At 50.5% G+C, this 23,107-nt stretch carries 18 protein-coding genes and 2 tRNA genes; 16 read left to right on the forward strand and 4 right to left on the reverse strand.

Going from position 1 to position 23,107, the window contains the following annotated elements; genetic code table 11:
• Positions 1-8 precede the first annotated feature (8 nt).
• From thsB to BWM17_RS04880, 3 genes are all read left to right on the forward strand, one after another.
• Entirely contained in the window at positions 9-1,670 is a 1,662-nt protein-coding gene (gene thsB / locus BWM17_RS04870; protein WP_309492815.1) for a thermosome subunit beta, read from the forward strand.
• 167 nt (positions 1,671-1,837) lie between these two features.
• Positions 1,838-1,970, forward strand: a tRNA-Ser gene (locus BWM17_RS04875).
• A gap of 104 nt (positions 1,971-2,074) precedes the next feature.
• On the forward strand, positions 2,075-2,278 hold the full coding sequence (locus BWM17_RS04880; RefSeq protein ID WP_309492816.1) for a DUF6485 family protein: 204 nt from the start codon (positions 2,075-2,077) through the stop codon (positions 2,276-2,278).
• A 303-nt stretch (positions 2,279-2,581) separates the two neighbouring features.
• Here the strand turns inward: BWM17_RS04880 and pyk are convergent, their stop codons facing one another.
• The 3 genes from pyk to nrdD form a co-directional block, all read right to left on the reverse strand.
• Positions 2,582-4,006, reverse strand: a complete 1,425-nt coding sequence (pyk, locus tag BWM17_RS04885; protein ID WP_309492817.1) for a pyruvate kinase — start codon at positions 4,004-4,006, stop codon at positions 2,582-2,584.
• A gap of 3 nt (positions 4,007-4,009) precedes the next feature.
• A complete protein-coding gene (locus BWM17_RS04890; RefSeq protein ID WP_309492818.1) occupies positions 4,010-5,398 on the reverse strand; it encodes a glycerate kinase in 1,389 nt (462 codons plus the stop codon).
• Positions 5,399-5,491: 93 nt separating this feature from the next.
• On the reverse strand, positions 5,492-7,762 hold the full coding sequence (gene nrdD, locus BWM17_RS04895) for an anaerobic ribonucleoside-triphosphate reductase (protein ID WP_309492819.1): 2,271 nt from the start codon (positions 7,760-7,762) through the stop codon (positions 5,492-5,494).
• 200 nt (positions 7,763-7,962) lie between these two features.
• Between nrdD and BWM17_RS04900 the strand changes: the two genes are divergently transcribed.
• The 10 genes from BWM17_RS04900 to BWM17_RS09675 all read left to right on the forward strand — a co-directional run bounded on the left by BWM17_RS04900 (position 7,963) and on the right by BWM17_RS09675 (position 18,772).
• The gene (locus BWM17_RS04900) at positions 7,963-9,108 is read left to right on the forward strand and encodes a CFI-box-CTERM domain-containing protein (RefSeq protein ID WP_309492820.1); all 1,146 of its coding nucleotides are present in this window, start codon (positions 7,963-7,965) and stop codon (positions 9,106-9,108) included.
• 56 nt (positions 9,109-9,164) lie between these two features.
• Positions 9,165-9,671 (forward strand): universal stress protein, encoded by a 507-nt coding sequence (locus BWM17_RS04905; protein WP_309492821.1) that lies wholly within the window; start codon positions 9,165-9,167, stop codon positions 9,669-9,671.
• A 165-nt stretch (positions 9,672-9,836) separates the two neighbouring features.
• Positions 9,837-11,114, forward strand: a complete 1,278-nt coding sequence (locus BWM17_RS04910) for a hydroxymethylglutaryl-CoA reductase, degradative (protein ID WP_309492822.1) — start codon at positions 9,837-9,839, stop codon at positions 11,112-11,114.
• Positions 11,115-11,265: 151 nt separating this feature from the next.
• Positions 11,266-11,344 (forward strand) — tRNA-Pro (locus BWM17_RS04915).
• A gap of 135 nt (positions 11,345-11,479) precedes the next feature.
• Positions 11,480-12,751, forward strand: coding sequence for a S8 family serine peptidase (locus BWM17_RS04920; RefSeq protein WP_309492823.1), 1,272 nt, complete (start codon positions 11,480-11,482; stop codon positions 12,749-12,751).
• A gap of 364 nt (positions 12,752-13,115) precedes the next feature.
• On the forward strand, positions 13,116-13,601 hold the full coding sequence (locus BWM17_RS04925) for a hypothetical protein (RefSeq protein WP_309492824.1): 486 nt from the start codon (positions 13,116-13,118) through the stop codon (positions 13,599-13,601).
• Between the two features lie 85 nt (positions 13,602-13,686).
• Positions 13,687-15,030, forward strand: a complete 1,344-nt coding sequence (locus BWM17_RS04930; RefSeq protein ID WP_309492825.1) for a hypothetical protein — start codon at positions 13,687-13,689, stop codon at positions 15,028-15,030.
• 74 nt (positions 15,031-15,104) lie between these two features.
• The gene (locus BWM17_RS04935) at positions 15,105-16,718 is read left to right on the forward strand and encodes a hypothetical protein (protein ID WP_309492826.1); all 1,614 of its coding nucleotides are present in this window, start codon (positions 15,105-15,107) and stop codon (positions 16,716-16,718) included.
• Between the two features lie 41 nt (positions 16,719-16,759).
• Positions 16,760-18,439 carry a CFI-box-CTERM domain-containing protein gene (locus BWM17_RS04940; RefSeq protein ID WP_309492827.1) on the forward strand — a complete coding sequence of 560 codons (1,680 nt, stop codon included), beginning with the start codon at positions 16,760-16,762 and terminating at the stop codon, positions 18,437-18,439.
• Between the two features lie 108 nt (positions 18,440-18,547).
• Entirely contained in the window at positions 18,548-18,772 is a 225-nt protein-coding gene (locus tag BWM17_RS09675) for a restriction endonuclease (RefSeq protein WP_414641326.1), read from the forward strand.
• Positions 18,773-19,399: 627 nt separating this feature from the next.
• Here the strand turns inward: BWM17_RS09675 and BWM17_RS04945 are convergent.
• Positions 19,400-19,645: a hypothetical protein gene (locus BWM17_RS04945; RefSeq protein ID WP_309492828.1), complete on the reverse strand. Its 246-nt coding sequence runs from the start codon at positions 19,643-19,645 to the stop codon at positions 19,400-19,402.
• 558 nt (positions 19,646-20,203) lie between these two features.
• On the opposite strand from BWM17_RS04945, the gene BWM17_RS04950 reads away from it, so the two are divergent.
• From BWM17_RS04950 to BWM17_RS04960, 3 genes are all read left to right on the forward strand, one after another.
• A complete protein-coding gene (locus tag BWM17_RS04950) occupies positions 20,204-20,746 on the forward strand; it encodes a methyltransferase domain-containing protein (protein ID WP_309492829.1) in 543 nt (180 codons plus the stop codon).
• A gap of 127 nt (positions 20,747-20,873) precedes the next feature.
• On the forward strand, positions 20,874-21,740 hold the full coding sequence (locus BWM17_RS04955; protein ID WP_309492830.1) for a glycosyltransferase family 4 protein: 867 nt from the start codon (positions 20,874-20,876) through the stop codon (positions 21,738-21,740).
• A gap of 461 nt (positions 21,741-22,201) precedes the next feature.
• Positions 22,202-23,059: a UbiA family prenyltransferase gene (locus tag BWM17_RS04960; protein WP_309492831.1), complete on the forward strand. Its 858-nt coding sequence runs from the start codon at positions 22,202-22,204 to the stop codon at positions 23,057-23,059.
• Positions 23,060-23,107 lie beyond the last annotated feature (48 nt).

Here is a 23,107-nt window from a genome sequence, read left to right on the forward strand (position 1 = left end):
GTAAAAAGATGGCAAGCGCAGGAAGTGTTCCGGTACTGATCCTGAAAGAAGGAACCGGGAGAACCCGGGGTAGAAACGCTCAGAGAAACAACATCATGGCAGCGAGAATCATCGGAGAAGTTCTAAAGAGCACCCTCGGGCCCAGAGGCATGGATAAGATGTTGGTGGACAGTCTCGGCGACGTGACGGTAACCAACGACGGAGCCACCGTCCTCAAGGAAATCGACGTCCAACATCCAGCCGCCAAGATGATGGTGGAGGCGGCTAAGACCCAAGATACCATCGCCGGCGACGGAACCACCACCGTAGTGGTTCTGGCAAGCGAACTGCTCAAAAAGGCTGAAGAGCTGCTGGACCAGAACATTCATCCAACCGTGGTGGTCGGAGGCTACAGGAAAGCGGCCGCTCAGGCCTTGGAGGAGTTGGGCGGCATCGCCAAAGGCGTGGACATCAAAGATAAAGAAGCCTTGAAGAAGGTGGCGTCCACTGCCATCCGAAGCAAGTCAGTGGCCTTGTCTAAGGAGCTGGTGACTAACCTAGCCATCGAGGCAGTGGATCTCATCGCCGAACGTCGAGGAGACAAGTGGGTTGCCGATGTTGAGCAAATCCAGATAACCAAAAAGCACGGTGGAAGCTTCACTGACACCCGGCTTATCAAAGGGATCATCGTGGATAAGGAAGTGGTTCACAGCGGTATGCCTAGGAGGGTGGAAAAGGCGAAAATAGCCCTCTTGGAAAGCCCCTTGGAGATCGAGAAGACAGAGTTTGACGCCAAGATCAACATAGAGACTCCGGAGCAGATGAAGAGCTTCATGGACGAGGAGACCAGAATTTTCAAGGAGATGGTGGATAAGATTGCTGCCACTGGGGCCAACGTGGTCTTCTGCCAGAAAGGCATCGACGAGATCGCCCAGCATTTCCTAGCCAAACAGGGCATCCTAGCTGTGAGGAGGGTTAAAAAGTCTGACATGGAGAAGCTTTCAAGAGCCACAGGAGCCCGCATCGTCACCAACTTTGACGACCTGAAAAAGGAAGACTTGGGTACAGCTGAACTGGTGGAAGAGAGGAAGTTCGGAGACGACAAGATGGTCTTCGTGGAAGGCTGCAAGAACCCCAAGTCGGTAGGCGTCCTGATCCGCGGAGGCCTAGAGCGATTCGTCGACGAGGCTGAAAGAGCCGTTCACGACGCTCTTTCCGTGGTGGCCGATGTTTACGAGAACCCCAGGATCGTGGCGGGCGGAGGCTCTCTGGAGATGGAGTTGGCTAAACGTCTCAGGAGCTACGCAAGCAAAGTTGGCGGCCGGGAGCAGTTGGCTGTGGAAGCCTTCGCTGACTCCTTAGAGGCTATCCCCCGAACTCTGGCTGAAAACGCGGGAATGGACCCAATAGACATCCTAGTGGACCTAAGAGCCCAACACGACAAGCCTGAGGGCCTCTCCGTGGGAGTAGATGTGTTCTCTGGGAAAGCAGCTGACATGGAGAAGCTAAACGTCCTCGAGCCGGCGAAGGTTAAGGAGCAAGCCATCAAGAGCGCCGTGGAAGCAGCCTGCATGATCCTCCGCATCGACGACGTCATCGCAGCGGCTAAGACGAAGCCTCCTGAAACGAAAGGCGGCGGTCCAGGCGGTGGACCAGGAGGACTGGGAGGCGGCGGAATGCCTCCGATGTGACAAGGTAAGTCGCTGCTCTAAGTTCCCTTCACTTTCTTCATTTTTTATGAATATTCTAACCGGTTTTTTCCCTGTGAAGGTTTATAATTTCCAGCCGTCTTAGATAAGGAAGTCTTTTAGCCGGGGTCACTGCCGGGGTTCCGAGGCTGTGGGAAGACAGCCGTCGGGCCGAAGGCTGAGTGGACTAACCTGAAGGAGGGTAAGGGTTCAAAAGCGCGGGCCTTGAGTTGAACCGCTGGCAAAAGATAGCCCGTGAGCCTCCTGAGGCTCGCAAGGGTTCAAATCCCTTCCCCGGCGCCATTTCTTATGTGCAGCGCCCATTTTTCTTCCCCGCGGCGGGAGAGGCAATGCCTAAAATAGGCAGGGAGGAGAAATTAACCAAGCTAGGCTGAGGTGAGTTTGGGGTGGCGAGGGTCGACTGCTCAAACGTTGAGGTGAACTTGAAGAACTGCACATGCACCTACGAGCCTTGCGGTAGGAAGGGAGTTTGCTGCCAGTGTCTCCTCTATCATCGAGAAAAGGGCGAGTTACCGGGCTGTTTCTTTCCTCCTGAGGTTGAAAAAATCTACGACAGGTCGATTCAAAGATTCCTATCCATCCACAAGTGAGGGCTTCACACTTAGGACTTAACGAGTCAATGCTGAGGAGGTTTCGCGGCGTGGAGGAAAGGATTTATCTACTCCCACCACCTCTTCTGTTTTGAGCTTGGCTAGCCGCGAAGAAAACAGTGAGGGTGTGAAAGGTGGAAAGCCGAAAGCGTCTATGCCCGGACTACGGAAAACAGCGATGTCCCCTCTACAAGACGGATGGCATGATATACGACATGTGCATCATCTGCCGGTAGGGACTGGCTGAGCTGCGGCGAGACAGAGCCTATTTTAGGCTTAATTCAGCCTTTTTTGGCCTCCCGGTCAACTGGATTTTAATGCCACGGTTTCAACCCTGATGGTGTTGGTGGTGCCCACTCTGCTTTTGGGATCTCCGGAAACTAGGATAATGCGGCTAAGCCTTTTCGCATCACCCTTTTTCGCCAAGATTCTTTTAGCCTCCCGGAGGATGAGGTCGCTGTTCATGGGTTCCTCCGCTAAATAGGGTTCTACCCCCCAAGATAGGAGGAGCCTCCGCTGTAGCGAAGGGTCTGCGGTGAAGACTAACAAAGGGTTGGGCGGTCTGTAGCGGGATATTCTGTAGGCGGTTGAGCCGGACCGGGTGGGGACCACGATGGCCGCAGCCTCCAAGCCTATTGCCAGCCGGCATGCGGTGTAGCTGATCACATCTTCCGGTGTCCGTTTGGCCGAGGATTCGCGTTGGGCTAGGATCTCCCTGTAGGGAAGTTTTTTCTCCACGGTCTCAGCCACCCGGGCCATGACCTTAACAGCCTCCACCGGATAGTTTCCCACAGCGGTTTCCTCCGAAAGCATCAAAGCGTCGGTGCCATCGAAAACAGCGTTGGCTATATCGCTTACTTCCGCCCTTGTAGGCCGAGGATTCTGCACCATGGACATGAGCATTTGGGTTGCCGTTATAACCGGTCTACCGTGGAGGTTGCAGTCTCGGATCAACTGCTTCTGCAAGATGGGTATGTTTTCCACATCCATCTCCACCCCCAAGTCGCCGCGCGCAATCATGATGCCGTCAGATTCCCTAATGATCCTGCGGATATCTCTGAAGGCGGAGGCTCGCTCGATCTTGGCGATAACCCCTGCTTTACTCTTCCTCCGTTTGATAAGCTCTTTCGCGGCGATGATGTCCTTGGAGCTTTGAATAAATGAAAAGGCAACAAAATCCACTTCTTTTTCAAGCCCAAATTCCAGATGCTCCGCATCTTTCTCCGTAATAGGCGGCATCTTCACCATGAAACCGGGAATGTTCATCCCCTTACCTGAGTGCAAAGTCCCGCCTGTTGCAACTTTGCACGCTACATTTTTTTCGTCGGTGTCCACCACCTCCAACCTGATGGTTCCGTCAGCTAGGTAGATTTTATCTCCCTTCTTCACCTCCTGAGGGAGAGAGCTGTAATTCACGGAGACCCTATGGGAGTCCCCTTCAACCATCTCGGTGGTTAAGGTGAACGTTGCCCCCTCCGTCAACCGGACGGAGCCTTCCTTGAAACGCCCAATCCTCAGCCTCGGGCCCGGTAGGTCTTGGATTATTCCTATGGGCGTATGTAACTCGTGGGATATCCCCCTGATCAGCTCAATAACTCTTCCATGCTCCCGGTGGGTTCCGTGGGAGAAGTTTAGGCGGGCCAGCTTCATTCCTGCCTTAACAAGCTGCTTCAAAACCTTGTAGGAGGAGCTAGCCGGACCGATGGTGCACACGATCTTCGTCCGCACCCTTCAGCCCCCTTCAGAGGACACCCGCACAGCTACGATGAGGTCGTTTACATTCGTCCCCGTAGGCCCCGTCATAATGGTATCTCCGAGTTTATCCAGAAAGCTGTGAGAATCATTGTTTTGCAGGTAAAAGTCCGCATCCAATCCAGCCTCCCTCGCCTGGCTTAGGGTGTAGCCGTCAACGATTCCTCCAGCAGCCTCAGTGTAGCCGTCAACGCCGTCGGTGTCCACGGCTGCGATGGCCAGACCCTTGACTCCTTCTATAAGTCTGCAAGCCGAAAGTACCAGCTCTTGGTTTCTCCCGCCTTTGCCCTCGCCTTTAACCTTCACGGTAGTTTCTCCTCCCAAAATTATTGACCTGTCTTTTGCCTCCGGCTTAGGCTTCAAATACTTTGCCATGGCAGCTATCACCCTGCCAGCTTCCCGTGCCTCGCCTTCGAGGAAAACGGTTAGAACCGAAGCTTCCACTCCTCTGGAGTTCAGGTATTCCGAAGCAGACCGGCATGCCAACTCATTGTTTCCGAGGATGAAATTGTGAACTTTCCGGAAGACCTCTTCACTTGGTTTGGGCGATTCAGGGATCAGGCCTCCGACCCCTTCTTCAAGAGTCTTGCGGACGGCTTCTGGGGCATTGTCCCAAAGCCTATACTTTTTTAACACGGCAACGGCGTCCCTGAAGGTGGTGGGATCAGGGGCGGTGGGCCCTGAGGCTATGGTTTCAAGGGAATCGCCCACCACGTCGGAGATGATGAGCCCCACGGTTTCAGCCGGATAGATCCTCCCAGCCAGCCGGCCTCCCTTCACCTGGGAGAGATGTTTTCTCACGGTGTTAATCTCATGGATGGTGGCTCCGGATTTGAGGAGAGCTCGGGTGATGTCCTGTTTCTCTTCAAGGCTTACTCCTCCCGTGGGCGAAGCCATGAGCGCAGATCCCCCTCCGGAAATCAAGCAGAAGGCCAAGTCCCTTTCACCGAGCCTGTCCGCGAGCTCCAACATTTTAGACACAGCGTTCGGCGCCTCAACCGTGGGAATGGGATGCCCGGCTTTCACCAGCCAGATGGGGCCTGTGCGGAACGCTCGCTCCTGATATTTTGGTGCCACGATAATTCCCTCGGTGAGCCTATCGCCTAAAACCTCATACAACGCTTCAGCCATGGCAGCTGAAGCCTTACCGCCGCCGAACACGTAGATCCCTTCAACCTCTTTCAAGTCGACGGAAAGATGGTCTATCCTGAGGAAGTCTCCTTCCAATTTCAGACGACCTCTGAGCAGATGTTGAGGGTTTACGGAAGCTAAAGCTGCCTCCATGGCTTCCAAAGCTAAACGGCGGGCTTCCGATTCCACTTTTTCCCTTTCAATGAGCTGTTTTTTGTTTCGTATGAAATCTGTCAATACGCCTCACCCGATAACTTTCTCCGCAGCCATGCGGCCTTTGAAAGGCTCAGACGGACTGCCTTCAAACTGGTGGTGTGCGTGGAAATCTTTTCACCAGCGACGTTTGAAGGCTTCCAATTTCCCTCCATGAGTCCACCATTGAAGGGGAAGATAGAGGGTTGACTCCCTAGCGTAAACGTCTATCTGGGTTGTGCCACAGGAAGGACAGCGGTGCAGGTAGCCTCTGAAAGTTTTTTGACATAGCCCGCAGTAGGTGAGAGGGAAATCGTAGGCGAAAAAGCTGAGGCCGAAGCTCTCGCAGAGGTTAACCGTTTGTTTAAGAAGCTTCTGAGGGGATCTTTCCTCTTCTAAGGTGACGGCGGTGAAATGGCCGCCTTTTAACAGCGGATGAAATCTCCCCTCAATCCTCAGCCTTTCATCTTGGGGGAGAGCTGATTCTTCTGGAAGGAGAGGAACATAGGTGTAGTAGGGGTGTTCTTTTCCACCTTGAACATTAACCATTTCCCAGCCGTACTTTTTCCCATCCAACTCTGCTAGGCGTGAGGAAGCTTCACTGCCTACGATCTGCGAAACAGCTAACCTTATCCCTTTTTCTTCGGAGATGGCGGCTGCGAGGTTGGCTATGTTTTCCACCAGCCGAACGGCGAAATGTTGAGGCATAAGCTCCTCGTAGATGTCGTAGCCTACATGAACCCTCACAGCTTCGTTGAGACCTACTATGCCAATGGTCTTCACTGAATTATTCAGCCTGTAATAGGCTTCGCCGCTTTCCACATGGGTTAGACTGGGCAGCAGTCCTTGCTTCATCCGGTCCTCTATTTCCTTTCCTTTTATCTCCAAAGCCTTAACTGCTGTTTTAACTGCTTTTTCCAAGTAGCTGAAAAACTTGGAGTCGTTTCCCTTAGCCTCATAAGCTATCCGGGGTAGGTTTAAGGCTACCGTGTTCAGGCATCCCGTCCGAAGCGTATCTACCTCCCAGTCGCCTGTCCACTCTCCTCCAATCCTCTCCCCGCTGGCCAGATAGCTGGAGTTTTCTTCTGGCTCCTTGGTTAAATTGGCTATGTAAATGGCGCCGTATTTGGCGGCTAGCTCATGGGCCTTAACCAAAATTTCCTCGCATTTTTTGCTGAAACTTCCAGCCCTGAGCTTTAACACCAGCCGAGGATTGAAGAGAGGTTTTCTTGAACTCAAATCCAAGGCTGCCTCCAGCAGGAGGCTCGCAAGAGTCTGAGCTTCTTCTTCGAAGCTTTGATATTCCTCCTTTCCGCCGCTTCGTCTGACAGCTGTCAGCGCCCTAAGACGTTTAGGGATGAAAACCTCTAAACCGAGAGTCACCCCTCCGCTTCCAAAGCTTTTGAATGCTACCCGGGTGAGAAAGCCCTTCAAAGCCGCTTGAGCTTCCGCCTTAGGGATTCCTCGAAGATGAGGTGCTAAGAATATGTTGAAATAGTCGAAGGCTTGCTGTCCTGAAATTTCTCCCCCGAAGGCGTCTATCAACCCCTCAACCATCAGCAGGGAATCCGAGAAACTATCAGGAGGCGCAAGCGAAGGGGCAGCGTGACTTGTAGCTTTGAAGCCCCCGGCAAGAAAAGGTCTGAGGTCGTGGTAGATGCTCTGAGGCCTCAGCACCCAATAACCGGAATCGCTTAAGTGGATCTGGCCTGAAAGATGGGCGTCGGCTAGGTCCCTAGGAAGGACGTTGAGAAGCATGAACTCCGTCATAACTTGGCTCCCAGCCGCGGCATGGGCGTGTTCCACGGTCAATCCTCTTTCAGCTGCCTTGGCAACGGTTTTCTCCACATCCCGCACAGGCATTCCCAACCGGGTAAGCTTGTGACGGTAGTCTTCCAGGCCCTTTTCCAAGAGGATGGCGTTGACAAACTCTCTGATGAGGGGCGCTGTAAGGTAGGTAATGGGAAGTTTCAGCATACGCTCCTCAGCTTCGGCGGAGATCTTATCAGCCACCTCAGGGAGAGCCCCTGCCTCCTCAACGAGGGAGAGGGCAATCTTGCTCCGGTCAAATTCTTCCATGGTATACCGGGAGGTCCGAACAAACAACCGCCCTGCTTTTCTCAAGGCGTATTCGGCCAGCTCTTGGGAGAAACTGTTAACCCTCAAGCCCAGCTCGGTTATCTGGTACCGCCTCGTCCCTTTCTCCAAGCCCACGAGGCCTGTGGAGAGAAGGTTTTTAAGATGGTAAACGAATTTCCCCGCATCCTTAGTGGGCGCAAGTTTTAGGAATTCCATGATCTCACTGTAAGTCATAGGTCCACGGGTTGCAAGGAGTTTAAGGATCTGAAGCCTGATGGGCGCTGCCACGGCGCTGAAAACGTCGACTCCTGTCCTAGGCTTTTTAACCATGGGGTCTCAGATCCTTTAACATCGAAAGATAGCTGTTCAGTCTTAAGTTATACTTTGTCTATTATTTTAGACTTCCACCTAAAAAGTCTTCTTCCACATTTAAAAAGCCTTTCACCTAGGTTAAACCGTTGAAGGCTGAGATACCCTTGAAACCGGTTTCTGGAAAACGGTTTTATACGGTTACAGGGGGAGGTAGTATCATGGTTAAACCCTCTCTGGGAAAGGTATTCCTCGGAATTTTACTTCTCTTGCTAACGCTACCTATGGTGGCGTATTCAACTCCTCAAGCTCCCACTGTTCAAACCGACAAAGAAACCTATGGAAGCGGCGACTACCTCAACGTCACAGGCACGGCTGAGCCGAATTCGCTGGTTTCTCTGCAAGTTCTTGACCCTGAAGGAAACCTGAAAGGTGTTGCTCAAGCCCGTGTTTCTTCCCAAGGAACCTACGCTGTGGCGAAGGTGTACAGGTTTCAAGAGGACGATCCGGAAGGAGAATGGAGGGTGATAGTGTACCAAGGAGGCATTTTCTCCGAGGCCAAGTTTCAGTTCACACTCCCAGCGCCGACACCTACACCTACACCAACCCCGACCCTTACACCCACGCCTACTCCAACTCCGACGCCTACGCCAACCCCTACGCCTACTCCCACCCCCTCCCCCACCCCCACGCCAACACCCACACCCACAGCCACCCCCACACCGACTCCCTCTGCTGAAGGGAAAAAATGCATCATCGCCACCACCACTTATGGCTCAGAGCTGGCTCCGGAAGTGCAATTTCTGAGGGGTTTCAGGGAAAACGTCGCCCTCAAAACCTTCGCCGGAGCCCAGTTCATGAGGGTTTTCAACGCTTGGTACTATTCCTTCAGTCCTTCAGTGGCCGGCTTCATAGAGGCCCACCCGTCTGTTAAAGGAGTGGTGAAAGTTTTTCTCTACCCCCTCATCGGAATCCTTCACTTGGCCGTGGCGGCCAACACCGTCTTCAGCTTTAACGGTGAACTTGGTATCACCGTAGCCGGGCTTGTAGCCGGCGCCCTGATAGGAGTTGTATACTTTGCCCCCCCAACCGCTCTGGTTCTCTACGCTGCGAGGAGGAAGAAGGAAACCCTGGCCCTAGGAAGCCTGTTGAAGCCTGTCTCAATGCTTTGGCTTCTGGGTGCCTCCCTGATCCTTGTAGGTGAACTGGTTGCCTCCGAGTTTCTCATGATGGCTGCGACAGGATTGTTTGTCAGCTCAACGGTAGCCATCACCGCAACCGCGGTGGCATTAAAAATTTTGAATGTCCAACGAAAAGCTACCGCTAGTCTCCTTTCCAAAGGAAGGGCCTCAAACAGGCGAGGCTGAAGGTTTTTCCAGCGCCTGCAGTCTCCTTTAAGGGACGAAAACCTTTAAATTGAATTGTGCAGATCAAAAATGGCAAATTTGGGGTTGACTTCCTTTTGGAGGAGAAACCTTCGTCTAAGTCTGTGGACCGAATCTTGGTCGCTGTGGACGGTTCGGAGCATTCCAAAAAGGCTGCGGATTTGGCGGTAGACTTGGCTAAAAAATGGGAGGCTGAACTTTATCTGATCCATGTGTTAGAAGAGAAGGGTGTGCCTAAGGAGTTTAAAGAGTTCGCTCGGATTGAAAAGGTGCCTGTCTCTGAGTATTTCAACCTAGTCTGCCAGACAGGAGGTTTTCTGGGGGAGGCTGAAGTCAAGGCTAAAGCTGCGGGGATAAAAAAAGTTGAACGTATCTGCGCCCAAGGAAACCCTGCTGACGAGATCATCAACGCAGCGGAGAGATTAGGCGTGGACATGGTGGTTTTGGGAAGTAGGGGTTTGGGAGGATTTTCCCGGGCTATCATGGGAAGCGTCTCCACCAAGGTGTGCACCCACGTCAATTGCGCCTGCGTAACTGTGAAGTGAAATCGGGAAACCGACTGAACTTTTTTCTTATAAAGTTTTCAGCTTTAGGCTAAATTGAACTCCACCAAAAGCTTCGAAAATGAAGACTATCCAGAAATAAGGTTATTAGGAAGAAGTTTTGCTGGTTTATGGGATATAGCATCTTCTTAAAAGGGGTTTAACTTGGTGAAAAGCTCCATCCTGCCAGGGTTTTACAAGCTCTCCGTCCAAGAAAGAATTCAAACTGTGGGCGAGTTCGCAGGTCTCAGTGAGGATGAAAGGAGGCTTCTCTCCGCGGAGGGAGCCCTAACTCTTGAGCAGGCTGGGAGGATGATCGAGAACGTAGTAGGCTTCATGCCTGTGCCTCTGGGAGTTGCCGTCAACTTCATCATCAACGGTAAACCTTACCTAGTGCCCATGGCCATCGAAGAACCCTCCGTGGTCGCTGCGGCCAGCCACGCAGCTAAGCTGGCAGCCGTCAGAGGCGGCTTCCAAACCTCCAGCACCGACCCTGTGATGATAGGGCAGATTCAGTTGATGGGAGTGAAGGACCCGCTGAAGGCTAAAGAGGCGGTGGAGGCTGAAAAGGAAAAAATCCTCGAACTGGCCAACAGCCAAGACCCGGTTCTAGTCCGCATGGGTGGAGGAGCCAAGGACTTGGGAGTTCGAATGGTTGAAACTTTCAGAGGGCCTATGGTAGTGGTGGAACTCTACGTGGACTGTCGGGATGCCATGGGAGCTAACACCGTTAACACCATGGCTGAAGCCGTGGCTCCCTTGGTGGAGCGGCTTACCCAAGGCCGGGTGAGGCTGAGAATAGTCTCCAACCTTGCAACTAAGAGACTGGCCAGGGCGAGAGTGGTCATGGACCGAGAGGCTGTGGGGGGAGAGGAGGTGGTGGAAGCCATCTTAGACGCCTATGCCTTCGCCGCCTCAGACCCCTATCGTTGCGCCACCCACAACAAGGGAATCATGAACGGTGTGGCTGCTGTAGCCTTGGCCACAGGCAACGACACTCGGGCGTTGGAGGCAGGCGCCCACGCTTACGCTGCCAGAACCGGCCGCTACAGCCCACTAACCAGATGGGAGAAAAATTCGGCAGGCCACTTGGAAGGGTTTATCGAACTGCCCATGGCGGTAGGCTTGGTAGGCGGAGCAACGGTGTCCAACCCCATAGCCCGCATCTCCAAGAAGATCCTAAGAGTCCAAACAGCTCGGGAGCTGGGTGAAGTCGTGGCCGCCGTGGGACTCGCCCAAAACTTCGCAGCCCTCAGGGCCCTAGCCACCGAGGGCATTCAGAGAGGTCACATGTCTCTCCACGCGAGAAACTTGGCCATCGCTGCGGGGGCCCAAGGGAAGCTGGTGGACTTGGTGGCTGAAAGAATGGTGGCGGAGCGGCAGATAAGAATGGACAGGGCTCAGCAAATCCTCCAAGAGCTGAGGGAAAAGGAAAACGCAGCCTGACCGAGGGAAAGGCTCATAGGGAGTAATTTTCCCTTCACCCGGAGAATGTTGAAAGATTTCTTTCCGAGGACCTCAGCTTCTTTAACTTCGCTGGAAAGATGGAAGGGTAGAAGCTAAGAATATATGAGGAAAAAGTTGTAAAGACTTTTGAGGGGTGGTGGTCCAGCATGGTCTACGATTCCCGGCTCGGGCCCGGGAGGTCGGGAGTTCAAATCTCCCCCACCCCACCAAGCTCTCGCCTTGCAATACTTCTCCAAGTGTTCGTTTTTGTTTTTAACGCCTTGACGGGCTTATGCTGGGGTTCAGCTGTATTACAACGTAATATTTAAATCCCTTCACGAGTATAGAGTAGGAAGGCGAGTTTGATGAATGGAAAAATACTTTCGTCGATTTTGATGGTGACCATGCTAATGCTGGCCGGCCTTCTGGTTGTGGGAACGGGCGTTGCAGCGAAGACGAACCCCGCGGAGAAAATACAGGTTATAGTCGTCTTTAAAGACCGACCAGATCCGGCTTTTATTAGGCAGCATGGTGGAAACATAAAATACACCTACGACGTAATCCCCGGAATAGCGGCTCTGCTGCCTCAGAAAGCCGTGGACGCTTTGGAGAAGAACCCGAAAATCGCATACGTGGAGAGAGATATCGTCGTTGGCAGGCCGCCGTGGGCTGGCGGAGGCGAAAAGGAACAGCCTCCGGAAACCTTAGAATGGGGCGTTGACCGAATAGACGCTGACCTAGTTTGGGATACGGACGGCGACCTAGTTGCAGACGAAGGGGCGAACATGGGTTCAGGGATCAAAGTTGCAGTTCTTGACACAGGCATCGACAAAGATCATCCTGATTTGCAGGAAAATATCAAGGGCGGAGTTAACTTCGTCTCCAAACCTTGGTGGAAAGACCCGGACCCAAACAAGTGGGACGATGACAACGGTCACGGAACCTACGTCGCAGGCATAATCGCTGCGGTGGAGAATGAAATAGGCGTTATAGGCTCTGCGCCGAAAGCTTGGCTTTACGGTGTAAAGGTCTTGGATAGGACTGGAAGCGGATACGTCAGCGATGTCATCGCAGGGATAGACTGGTCTGTCGATAACGGTATGCATGTGATTTCCATGAGTCTGGGGTCAAGTTCCGATTCGCAGGCACTTCATGATGCGTGTGATAACGCCTATGCGGCGGGCTTGGTCTTAGTCGCGGCTGCAGGGAACTCGGGTGACGGTGACGGTAGCACAAACGAAGTGCTCTATCCGGCTAAATATTCCAGCGTAATCGCTGTGGCGGCCACAGATAAAGATGACAGCACACCCACATGGAGCTCAGAAGGCGAGGAGGTTGAACTTGCAGCCCCCGGCGTCGACGTGCGTTCCACTTGGAAAGACGGATCCTATGAAACACATAGCGGGACCTCTGCGGCTACACCTCATGTATCAGGCACGATAGCCCTAGTCCTGTATCAAACCGAACTGCTGACAGCCTACGATTCAAACGGGGACGGAGCTCTTCAGCCCAGTGAGCTTCGAACTCTGCTAAGGGACACTGCAGACGACCTTGGCAGCTCCGGATTCGACAACTTCTACGGTTACGGCTTAGTGGACGCTGAAGAAAGCGTAACAGGTACGCAGACAAACCCATAAACAACTTTTTTTTTTAAAAAATCTTGTACTGGTACAGAATACAGAATAGAGTGCTCTGTTCGATGCTATTAGACGAAACGGCCACAAAAATGGGTGGCCGTATTAAAGTTGCGCGTTAAGTTTAGTTCATGAGCCCGCCAACTCCTCATCTTCGCTATTCGTTGAGGCGCAAACGTGTCTCTTATATCTGGTTTTTAGAAAGGCAGTAATCCAGATATGTCGTTCTCTTAATATTTAAAAGCATGTTTGCCCAAATTGGGCAAAACGGACGCCTGTCCTCGGCGAGTGTGGTTTGGGAAGAGATGATACTCTTGACTGGTAACGTGAGGTGAAGTGAATCGTTAAGAGAATAATATCTGTGAGGTTGAATGAAAATCTGGTAAGGCAAGTTGAGGATGTAGTTTCATCCGGTTATGTCGACTCCCTGACGAATCTTGTCAGCAAATGTCTCGAATTAGGGTTGAAATATTCCTTTTACATGTGGGACAGGGGTGTCTGGCACTTTCATGGCATTAGGGTAGGGGCCTTATCCAAAAAAAGCTTTGAAATTATATTTAAGCACGCAGATGACCCATATAAAGCTGGGAGGGAAGTAGGGAAAGGCTTCAAAAATTACATCAAATACTCTTTCAAAAAAGACTCTATTAAAAGAAAGGATTGGAATGCAATGCTTAGGGAGGTTGAACCCATTACGGGGTGGGGTAACTACGTTCTAACTAATGACATCATCACCGTTGCCTCCCCGCTACCGCCTCGGGATTTCCTGAGAGGATTCCTCGAGAGTCTTCTGGGCGTTAGATTAAAAATGGCTTCGGATGAGCCTCTTCAATTTCAGATTCTCGGAGGATAGGAGACCTAGAACAATGGCTTCAGACGCTATATCCGCATGGTAGGTTTTAAATAGATATGTTATACGATGTATTACAAAAAAAGTCGTGAGAACATCATTGGACCGAAAACTGGTGTGGGTGGTCCCCGTCTTTCTCATGCTACTCAGTTTGTCAGCTTTTCCCTTTGCTTTGGCTCAACAAGCCTACACGCCTTCCACGCTGGTTTTGAGAGTTTACGGAGATGGTGTTGTTCAAGTCGAGTACGGCATCGAAACGGATGTAACCTATCCACGGATAAGCGTAAGCCTCTTCGGCAATGTCTTCGAAGAAGTCATAATTGTGAATCAGGACGGAGTTCCCCTGGACTATGAAGGAATCGATGGGGAAGTGATAATCGATACGCTTGGAGCTGAAGCTGCGGAGATCACCTACTTCACCTCCGACCTGACAAGCAAGTCGGGGAGAATATGGGTCCTCGAGTTCGAGCCGCCCATTCTCACCAACATAATTCTGCCAAGGGGAGCAACAATCATCAGCCTAAGTCAGACACCTGTGGCCATCAGGAGTGTCGACGGACAGACCCTGTTAACCATGCCGGCTGGACGTTTAGAGATAACCTACGTTGTCGGAGTCACCGGAACTAGAGAGCACGCCCTCATCCTCATCAATGAAGCTGAAAACAAGATTGAAGAAATAAAGGCTCAAAACATCATCGTCGCCGACGCGGAAACCAAACTCCAAGAGGCAAAGGAAGCTTTCAGCCGTGAGCAATACGTTGAAGCTGAGCAGCTGGCCTCCCAAGCTGAAAACCTAGCTGTCCAAATTGAGGCCGCGGCGAAAAAAGCCAAAGCAGCTATAGTTGAGGGTGAATCGTCTGTTGAAAATGCACGGCAAGAGGGAAGAACCTCTGGTTTAGCCGAAGCTCAAATCCTCCTGCAGCAAGCAAAAGATGAATACTCTGCAGGTAACTACGAGAAGGCTGAGCAGTTGGCCTCCAAGGCGGGGATCACAGCTGAAAGCGCCAAGCCTCCACCTCCCTCCACACCCACTCCTACGCCTCTCCCCACACTAGCAGGGGGAAGGATCCTTTACTGGTGGATCGGGATCTCTGCGCTAGGAGTGGCTCTCGCTATGTTGGCTTTCAGACTTGTGAAGAAACCTAAGCCGGCAGAAGTCTCGCGGGAAAGGAGAACTATAGATGTTGAGAAGTTGTTCAGGCTTAATCCCCAGCTTAGAGATGAGGACCGTGAGGCTGTTCAATTCATAGCCGAATGCGGCGGTGAAGCCTTCGAGGGGGAGATTCGTAAAAGGTTCAAGCTGCCCAAAACCACCGTATGGAGAATGATGCAACGCTTGGAAAGGGAGGGTGTGGCGGAAATTCTCAAAATCGGCGGCCGAAACCTCATTCGGATTAAATCAAAGTATGAGGTTAAAGGTGAAACGAGGTGAAACAGTGTCTTCACTCCGTTTCAGAGCATCCCTATTTAGTGAGTAAGACCTAAACTAATTTAGGTGATTTGAGAATGGTGCTCGCAAAGTATAGGGTAACCTTCCTCATCCTAGCAGTTTTAATGTCCTCTTCGCTGCCGAGCCTTCTTCCCGTTGGATTGGCGCAGACTGAAGAAGACCAGCGTATCGCTGTTGATGAGCTTTTAGAAATCCTCGAAGCGAGCAAGAGTTATGTGGAAGCGGCTTTCAGCAGGCTTGAAGACCTAGGAATACCGATACCGGATGTTGCTAAAGATAAATATGAAGAGGGGCTTTCGCTGGCTGCTACAGCCGTTCAACTGAGGGATGAAGCCCGCTATGAGGAAGCTAAAGAAGTAGCCCTTCAAGCTATGCAAATATTCAAAGAAGTGTCGTTGGAAATAGCGCCGGATGTAGAGGAAGCTGAGACCCCAGAGGAAAGAGAAGCCTACGAAGCCATAGGGTTGACGGCGGCCAGAGAGCGGGCTGAAGCCTTCATCAACAAGCTGGACAGCTTGGCGGACAAGGCTGAAGAACTCGGATACGACGTTTCAGCCATCTGGGAAATCATAGATGAGGCGAGGGACATCTTAAGCACGGGAGCAAGTCTTGTGGAAGCAGGGGATGTTGACGAGGCAGGGAGGCATATCGGTATGGCCATCAGTACAGCTGCAAAAGCCATGGGAGAGGTTCGACCTATAATAAAAGCTAACAAGGCAGTTCAAGCTCAGAGGTTTCTTGAAAAAGCCGAAGAACGATTGGCAAGGCTGGAAGAGAGAATAGATGTGCTCAGCAGGCTGCCGGCTGTCCTTCCACCGCAGGCAGAGCAGGGCATAAGACAGGCTCAAGCGGCTTTAGAGAATGCTAGAAGCCGGGTAGCGGAAGTCAGAGCTCTTCTGCAGGCGGGGAATATCGAAGATGCTATAGAAGGACTCGAAGATGTGAGGAGGAACGCTGAGAGAAGCCTCGAGGAGTTCGGAGGAGCGAAACCGGAAGTTGCAGAGAACCTAGTCGCCATCGAAAGAATCAACGCGACGCTCGATTTCTTAAAGGAAAGGCTGGAAGACGCCAGAGCCAAAGACATAAACGTCGACCAAATTGAAGAGACTTTAAGGAGGGCTGAGGATCTCCTATCCCAAGCCGTGGAGCACCTGCAAGAAGAAGAAATTGAGGATGCGTCCCAAGCTATAGATCAAGCTGAGGACCTTGCAGATGATGCAGAAGACCTGTTGGAGCAAGTCGTAGAGCTGGTGGAGAGGGAAGAAGGAGAGGAGGCGAGAGAAGAAGCCCGAGAACTGGTTGAGGAGATTATGAGAAACAGGGCTGCCCTTAAGCAGCTTAATGCAACCATCTCCCTTCTCTGGGAGAAGTTAACGGATTTGGAAGGCAGAGGCGTGGATGTTGCAGGAATCGAAAACACCCTCAGAACAGCTTATGACTTTCTCCAAGAAGCTTTGAAGCATATAGATGAAGGGGACGTCGATGCGGCCTCGGACCTCATGGCGCAGGCTGAGGTGATAATGGAGGAGGCGGAAGAACTTATAGAGCAAGCTAGAAAACAGGCAGAAGAAAGGCAGCCGGAGGGCGCTGGAGAGCAGTCTCAAGGCAGAGGTCCGCCTAGCGAAGCAGGCAAGCCCCAAGTCCCTTTTTTTAATCAAATAGAAAAATAATAATAAATGAAAATCAGGAATAATTAGCGAAGGTGACGTGTTTGCCTAGCTTGATGAGGAAAAGTGTTTCCTTAACTATCCTCCTGATCTTGGTGTTATCCGTCCAGACTCTTCCGTCCGCTCAGGCTCAAGAGCCTTACAGTCCCGTCGACCTAACGTTGACGGTGTACAGCGATGGATTCGTCCATGTGGAATACCTTCTCGAGGTAGACGTGGCTTATCCGAGGATCACCGTTACGCTATTCGGGCGCACTTTTGAAAACCTACTCATTACCGACGAAGATGGGCTGCCGTTAGATTACTTCCTCTCTGAAGGCGAGGTCACAGTCGACACGTTGGGAGCGAGGAGGGTGAAGATCACCTATGACACATTGGATTTAACAAGCCGCGTAGGTAGAACATGGACTCTGACCGTAAACACCCCTGTAGAGGCCGTCATAACATTCCCAAGGGACTTCACCTTGATCAGCCTAAACCAAGTGCCCGTGGCCTTGGAAAAGACTGAGGGGCAACTTCAGCTTACCATGCCTTCGGGGCTGCAGGAGATAGTCTACGCCCTCACCATATCTGCACCGGCGCCACCGAAAGAGTTTCAGGTTGGTAACCTCAAAATCAGCCCAGTCGACGTAGTGGTAGGCGAGGAAATAACCGTCACGGTGGATGTGGTGAATATAGGAGAAGAAACAGGCACGGCTACTGTGACACTTAAGGTCAACGGAGTGGTTGAAGCTGAAAAAGAAGTTACGCTGGCTGGGGGTGCATCGCAGACTGTATCCTTCACTCTAACTTGGGACACAGCAGGAGTATACGAAGTTCAGGTTGACAGCCTCGTTGAGACGATCACTGTCACCAAGGCTGCAAGTGTAATCACCGTTTCAGTTTCCCCGACGCAGATCGATAAAGGCGAATCGGTTACCGTGTCAGGGTTGATTTCGCCCCCAGTCCCGGGTGTGGAGGTTTACTTGGCTTATATGAAAGCTGGAGACGTGGTCGTGGAGAGAACAGTGACCACGGCTTCCGACGGGTCTTTCACCGATGTCTATGTCCCGGATGCCGGCGGCTCTTGGAGCATCACAGCTCGGTGGGAAGGCAACGAGCAGTATCAGGGAGCGATGAGTTCCCCGGCTGGTTTTGAAGTAGTGGATAAAGGCTGCGTCATCGCCACCGCCACCTACGGGTCGGAGTTGGCAGCTGAGGTTCAGTTTCTCCGCGGCTTCAGGGAGAACACGGTCTATTCAACGTTCGCCGGAAGCCGTTTCATGGAGGTCTTCAACGCTTTCTATTATAGCTGGAGTCCTACGGTGGCCGGCGTGATCTGGAGCCACAGCGCCCTGCAAACGGTGGGAAGGATGCTGATCACACCGCTTCTAGGGATTCTCCACGTTTCAACAGCGGTCAATTCGGTTTTCAGCTTCAACCCTGAACTGGGAATAGTGGCAACTGGACTGGTTGCAAGCTCCCTAATAGGCCTCGTATACTTCTTCCCGGTAGGTTGGGTGCTGGTGAAGGCTGTGAGGAGGCGTTGGGGTGCCGTTCCGAAAACCGGATGCCTTAAATCTTTACTGATCCCTTGGGCTGCCAGTCTGGGTTTGATCGGCCTCGCGGAGGCTCTGGCCTCCTCGGTTTTAATGATGGTAGGCGCAGGGATGCTGGTGGTCTTCACCGTAGGACTAACAGCGGGAACCCTCGCTCTAGGAACAGTGAACCTTCTCAAAAAATAGGCTGATCCAAGGCGTCGTAGGCTTCCTCAACCTTTCTTTTCCTTGAATTTATTCGACTTCTGAATGGAGACATATTTTTATGTTTATTTTTTCTTTCTTTTATGAGGCATGTTGAGTACTTATGAAAAAGGAGCCGAACTCGAGAAGTCGGTAGCTCGTTTATTTGCTCATAAAGGTTATGAGGTTAAGCATGATGTGAAATTTCAAGGTAGATCAGGAGTTGAACATCAGATAGATGTTTATGCTGAATACAAAGCTCCTTTACACATTTCGAAGATAATTGTTGAATGTAAGGCTCATGATAGGCCGATAGATAAAAGACAGAGTTATTAAACTCCTTCAGGAGGTACAGGACATAGGAGTTGACAATGGCTGTCGACGACCTCCCAGTCGATGACGACGGTCTTATTCACGTCAGGAAAACTCTTTCTAGGGGCAGCTTATTTACCTTTCCGCTGGAGGGATGAGGCTAGCACCTATACTGGTGTGGCGCAAGTCCCTAACAAGTCATACAATTAGCTTTCCCGTCTATGGATCTGCAAAAATGGTTCTTGAAAAACAGCAACAAGAAGCTTCCAGTCGCAACAGGTTCTCAAGCTCAGCATAATAATTTTCGATTTTTGTAAAGTTTTTAAACACAAAAGGGAAAAGATAAATTTCACATCTAAACTGAAGGTTGCCTGAATTGATTTAACGTTAAAAATACTCCGTGAAAGAAAACTTTTTTCACGGTAGATATCTGCCCCAAAAGGTTGATTATCGACGTTTAAAGCCAAAAACATAGTTTTCTTGGTGAGGATGGACTGTTGAGACGGCCAATGATGGATGTTTTAGTTTCAGGTTTCTTCGGAATGTTTGGACGCATTACATTTTTTGTCTTAGTCTTGTTAACTGCAAGGCTTCTCGGTCCCGAAGATTACATGCCTAGGTACGCAGAAGATGCATGAGAAAAGGGCAGCCTCATGAAGTCCACATTTGTGGGCAGGAAGAGCCGACGACTTCAAAATCATGATACTTATCGACGGGAAAATCATCTCTGTCTGGAAAAGGTAAATAGTCAAGATTTTCCAGAAGTTTTCTTCTGTTTACTGTAACGGTATCGTTAGCCCTGAACGCTAGGCCGTCTATCTCCTTAAGCCGATTTACACCGTCCTTGCTTAAGGTCTCTACGAGTTCTTTTAAGGTAACTTCATATTCTCCTATCAAGCAAAAATCTATGTGGTTATATCTTTCTAGGATTTCACGTGGGAAGACCGAGGAGTGTGTGCCCGTAAGTACGATATAGCATCCTACCTATTCCTTAATTTCTCGAGCAAGTTCAACATCATAGGGAAAACTTATCGTCGGTGTTTCGATTAAAACTCGGTCAGGGTTATGTTTTTTTACAACGTTAACAAGTTCTTTACGTGTTAAATCCATTGCTACACCATCGATACCCTTGACATCGGCGTCCGTATCACGTTTAAGCAAAGCTGTTGCATAACCAAGATAGAAAGAATATGGACAGTAATGGCCCGTTTCACATTTTTCATCCGAGAAGATACTGAAGCTCCAACGGCTACCGACTTTAATAAAGTGTCTAGAGGAATTCTCCTCGTCGAAAGCGGCGGGGATTTAAAAGCAGAACCTTCAAATTTATCACGAACCTAACAGAACTTAAAAGTAGAGAGATAATTTAAGCCTTACTTATTTCTAAGCATTGATAGTCGTGGTGGTTACTGGTTAAAAAGCTTAAATTTTTAATTAAATAGAGGTAAAGGGAGCATGGGTAAGAATTTAGTCCTTGACGTGGGTTGTGGTAGAAGTAAGCAGGGGGACGTTAACGTTGACATAGACCCAACGGTTAAACCTGACGTCGTTGCCGACATGCACCACTTGCCGTTTCAAGATAAAAGTTTTAACAAGGTTTTTATTACTCATGCTTTTGAGCATAGCGGTAATCCTGAACTGTTACTGAGAGAACTCACGAGGGTTTCTAAAACGCAAGTGACGATAATCGTGCCAAACGCTTTAGCGCTTTTCTATTTTGCCATCTATTTAATAACTGCTCATAGATGGAATGCTGTGAGAAGTTGGCTTTATGGTGTTGGGCAATCTCCTTCAGCACGACATAGAAGGATTTACACTCCGTTTTCACTTTACAGGTTTATACAGAGGGAAGGGTTTAGATTAAGCGTAAAGACGAAGTCACGTTGGTATTACAGAAGGTGCATGAGGATGTTGATGGGAATTTTAAGTAAAATTTCAGTGGTTTTTGGCGACGAAGTCGAAGCGACGATATACTTAGAAGAAGCGGGAACTAACTGATCGTGAAGCATTCATAACTTAGTCTAATGTCTTCCCGGAGAAGTGATGGCGGGGAACCATGAACCTCTTCTGGTTAACACTGCACTATACACCTAAGAAGCCGCTGGGAGGCGTTAACAGATATAGCGTGGAAGTGGTGGAAAGGCTTAAACGATTTATCGACGTTAAAGTTATTCACGACGGAAAACCTTGGATTGGGACCTCCATCTGGGTTTTAAAAACAGCCCTAAAACTAAGAAAGTTAAAGAAGGATGAGCCTTCGATAATACATGCAGCAAATTTTAGAGCAGCGTTGCCACCGGCTTTGGCGGAGAAAAAATTTGTTTTAACCTTCCATGATGTAGCGCCCATGAGAATGTATAAGTTTAGAGGTTATCTCCAAAGGTTGGCGGCTAGAAAGGCTGCGGCCATAATAACCCCAACGAACGCCGTTAGAGAAGCCTTACTCAGGGAAGCACCCAACGTCGCCGATAAGGTTAGGGTGATTCCTAATGGCGTTGATTGTAGAAAATTTAAACCCATCCTAAAGGAAAAATCTGAAAAACCAACCATAGGTTATGTGGGTAGGAGGGCAGCTTATAAGGTTAGTCTTATTCCAAGGATAGTCAGATTACTTCCATCCTATTACAGGTTTAAATTTGCTGAAGGAGATCTTGACGACACTCAGCTTTGCATTTTTTATAACTCATGTCATTTAATTCTTGTTTCAAGCCCGCCATATGCTGAAGGTTTTTCGCTCGTAACGGTTGAAGCCTTAGCGTGCGGGACACCGGTTGTAGCGACCGATAATCCGGCCATCAGAGAAATCGTGAACGGTTATGCATTTTATAGCAGATATGAAGTCGAAGAGTTTGTTAAAAAAATTAGGTGGGTAATCGAAAACTATGATGATGCAAGGAAAAAGGCGTTAGAAGGAAGGAAGTATGTGGATGAAAACCTAGACTGGGATAAAACGGCGGCCATGAACCTCAAATTATATAAAGAACTACTCTAGACGGTAAAACCCTCTCTACCTGAAGAAGACTACGAACTGGTAACTAGTTAAAAATAAAAGATTAGATCCGAATATTTTTTTAGTACGGCTAACAATATCCTTTAGATGTAGCGTTAAATAGCTTATAAAGCAACCTCGGTGGTAACAGGGCTACCCTTAGCCATGTTCGCCAACCAACGCTTAACCGAGTATCCTGAAAATAGGAATAATTTTTGGAAGTTTTTCCAGCTTCGAATGTTCCTAGAAGGGGCTGCCTTATACCAGAAATTCGCTTAGGGGTATAGATACGGCAGGTTTCTTTGAGGATGGACGGATTCTGCCAGATACTAGAAAAAGTAGCTTTCATCATAAAATTAATTCTTGTCGCTTGATTTTGAGTTGCGAATCTGCCTTTTTGGAATCCCTTGTGAAGTGAGATAATGTATTAAAGCGAGGTCTTAACCCTTAGGTGCTGGTGGGAATTGAAGCCAGGTCTGCCGTTGCTTTTGCTGCTGGGGACGATGAGGGTTCAGCGGACGCTGCCCAGCGCGGCCTCTTCAGCTGCCTCTCTTGTCTTGGTAGGGTTGACCTCGGAGCTGTGGAGGTTTCTCCTCTTCCCCCTGAGCATGGCCTTGTTCCACATGGCTTCCAGCGTGGTCAACGACCTCTCCGATTGCTCCGTGGACAGGGTGAACGTCCCTGGGAGGGCGCTGCCTTCCGGAAGGGTGTCGCGGGGATTCCTTCAGGCGCTGTTCGTTCTCCTCTTCGGAGGCGGGCTTCTTGCAGCTTTTGCGCTGGATTTCCTCTACTTCCTCGCCGCGGGGACTTTCGGCTTTATTTACGTTTTAGCCTACAGCTACGGTCCCTCTTTCAAAAATCGCCCCTTAGGCTCGTTTGCATACTATACTCTTTCAGGCTCTGCGGCTCCCTATGTCATGGCGTCGCTGATGGCGCGGAGCCTCGGCTTCGACAGCCTAGTCTTCGCTTCCCTCTTAGCCTTGCTGGCTACCTGCGCAGTGATGGGGTCGATGGGTGATTATGAGGGGGATCTCCGAGGGGGGAAGAAAACTCTCCCAGTGGCTTTGGGATTCGACAGAGCCAGACGGGTGCTCGCGGCCATGGTCTTGGGCGCTGCGGCAGCATATCCGGCTCTCTACCATGTCTTCAGTTTTTCACCCGCTTTTCCCATCTTCGCCGTGCTGCCCCTAAGCCTCAGAGCGGCTCTGTTCTATCTGGTTTTACGCTGCAATAATCCTCAAGCCTTCCGAAGGCTCAGCCCCTTGTACAGGGTTCTCATAGCCGCGGACATGACTGTCTTGGCTTTGACTTGGGAAGGTTGAAGGGTTGCCTTTTTCTCAAGGGAGGGGAAACACTAAAAGTAGGTTTCC

This window comes from Candidatus Hecatella orcuttiae (genome assembly GCF_002009985.1).
Classification (GTDB): domain Archaea; phylum Thermoproteota; class Bathyarchaeia; order Hecatellales; family Hecatellaceae; genus Hecatella; species Hecatella orcuttiae.

Bases quoted from the DNA above. Each gene is read 5' to 3' on its own strand.
- thsB (WP_309492815.1), top strand. From the start codon at position 9: ATGGCAAGCGCAGGAAGTGTTCCGGTACTGATCCTGAAAGAAGGAACC.
- nrdD (WP_309492819.1), bottom strand. From the start codon at position 7,762: ATGGTTAAAAAGCCTAGGACAGGAGTCGACGTTTTCAGCGCCGTGGCA.
- BWM17_RS04900 (WP_309492820.1), top strand. From the start codon at position 7,963: ATGGTTAAACCCTCTCTGGGAAAGGTATTCCTCGGAATTTTACTTCTC.
- BWM17_RS04920 (WP_309492823.1), top strand. From the start codon at position 11,480: ATGAATGGAAAAATACTTTCGTCGATTTTGATGGTGACCATGCTAATG.
- BWM17_RS04935 (WP_309492826.1), top strand. From the start codon at position 15,105: ATGGTGCTCGCAAAGTATAGGGTAACCTTCCTCATCCTAGCAGTTTTA.
- BWM17_RS09675 (WP_414641326.1), top strand. From the start codon at position 18,548: ATGTTGAGTACTTATGAAAAAGGAGCCGAACTCGAGAAGTCGGTAGCT.
- BWM17_RS04950 (WP_309492829.1), top strand. From the start codon at position 20,204: ATGGGTAAGAATTTAGTCCTTGACGTGGGTTGTGGTAGAAGTAAGCAG.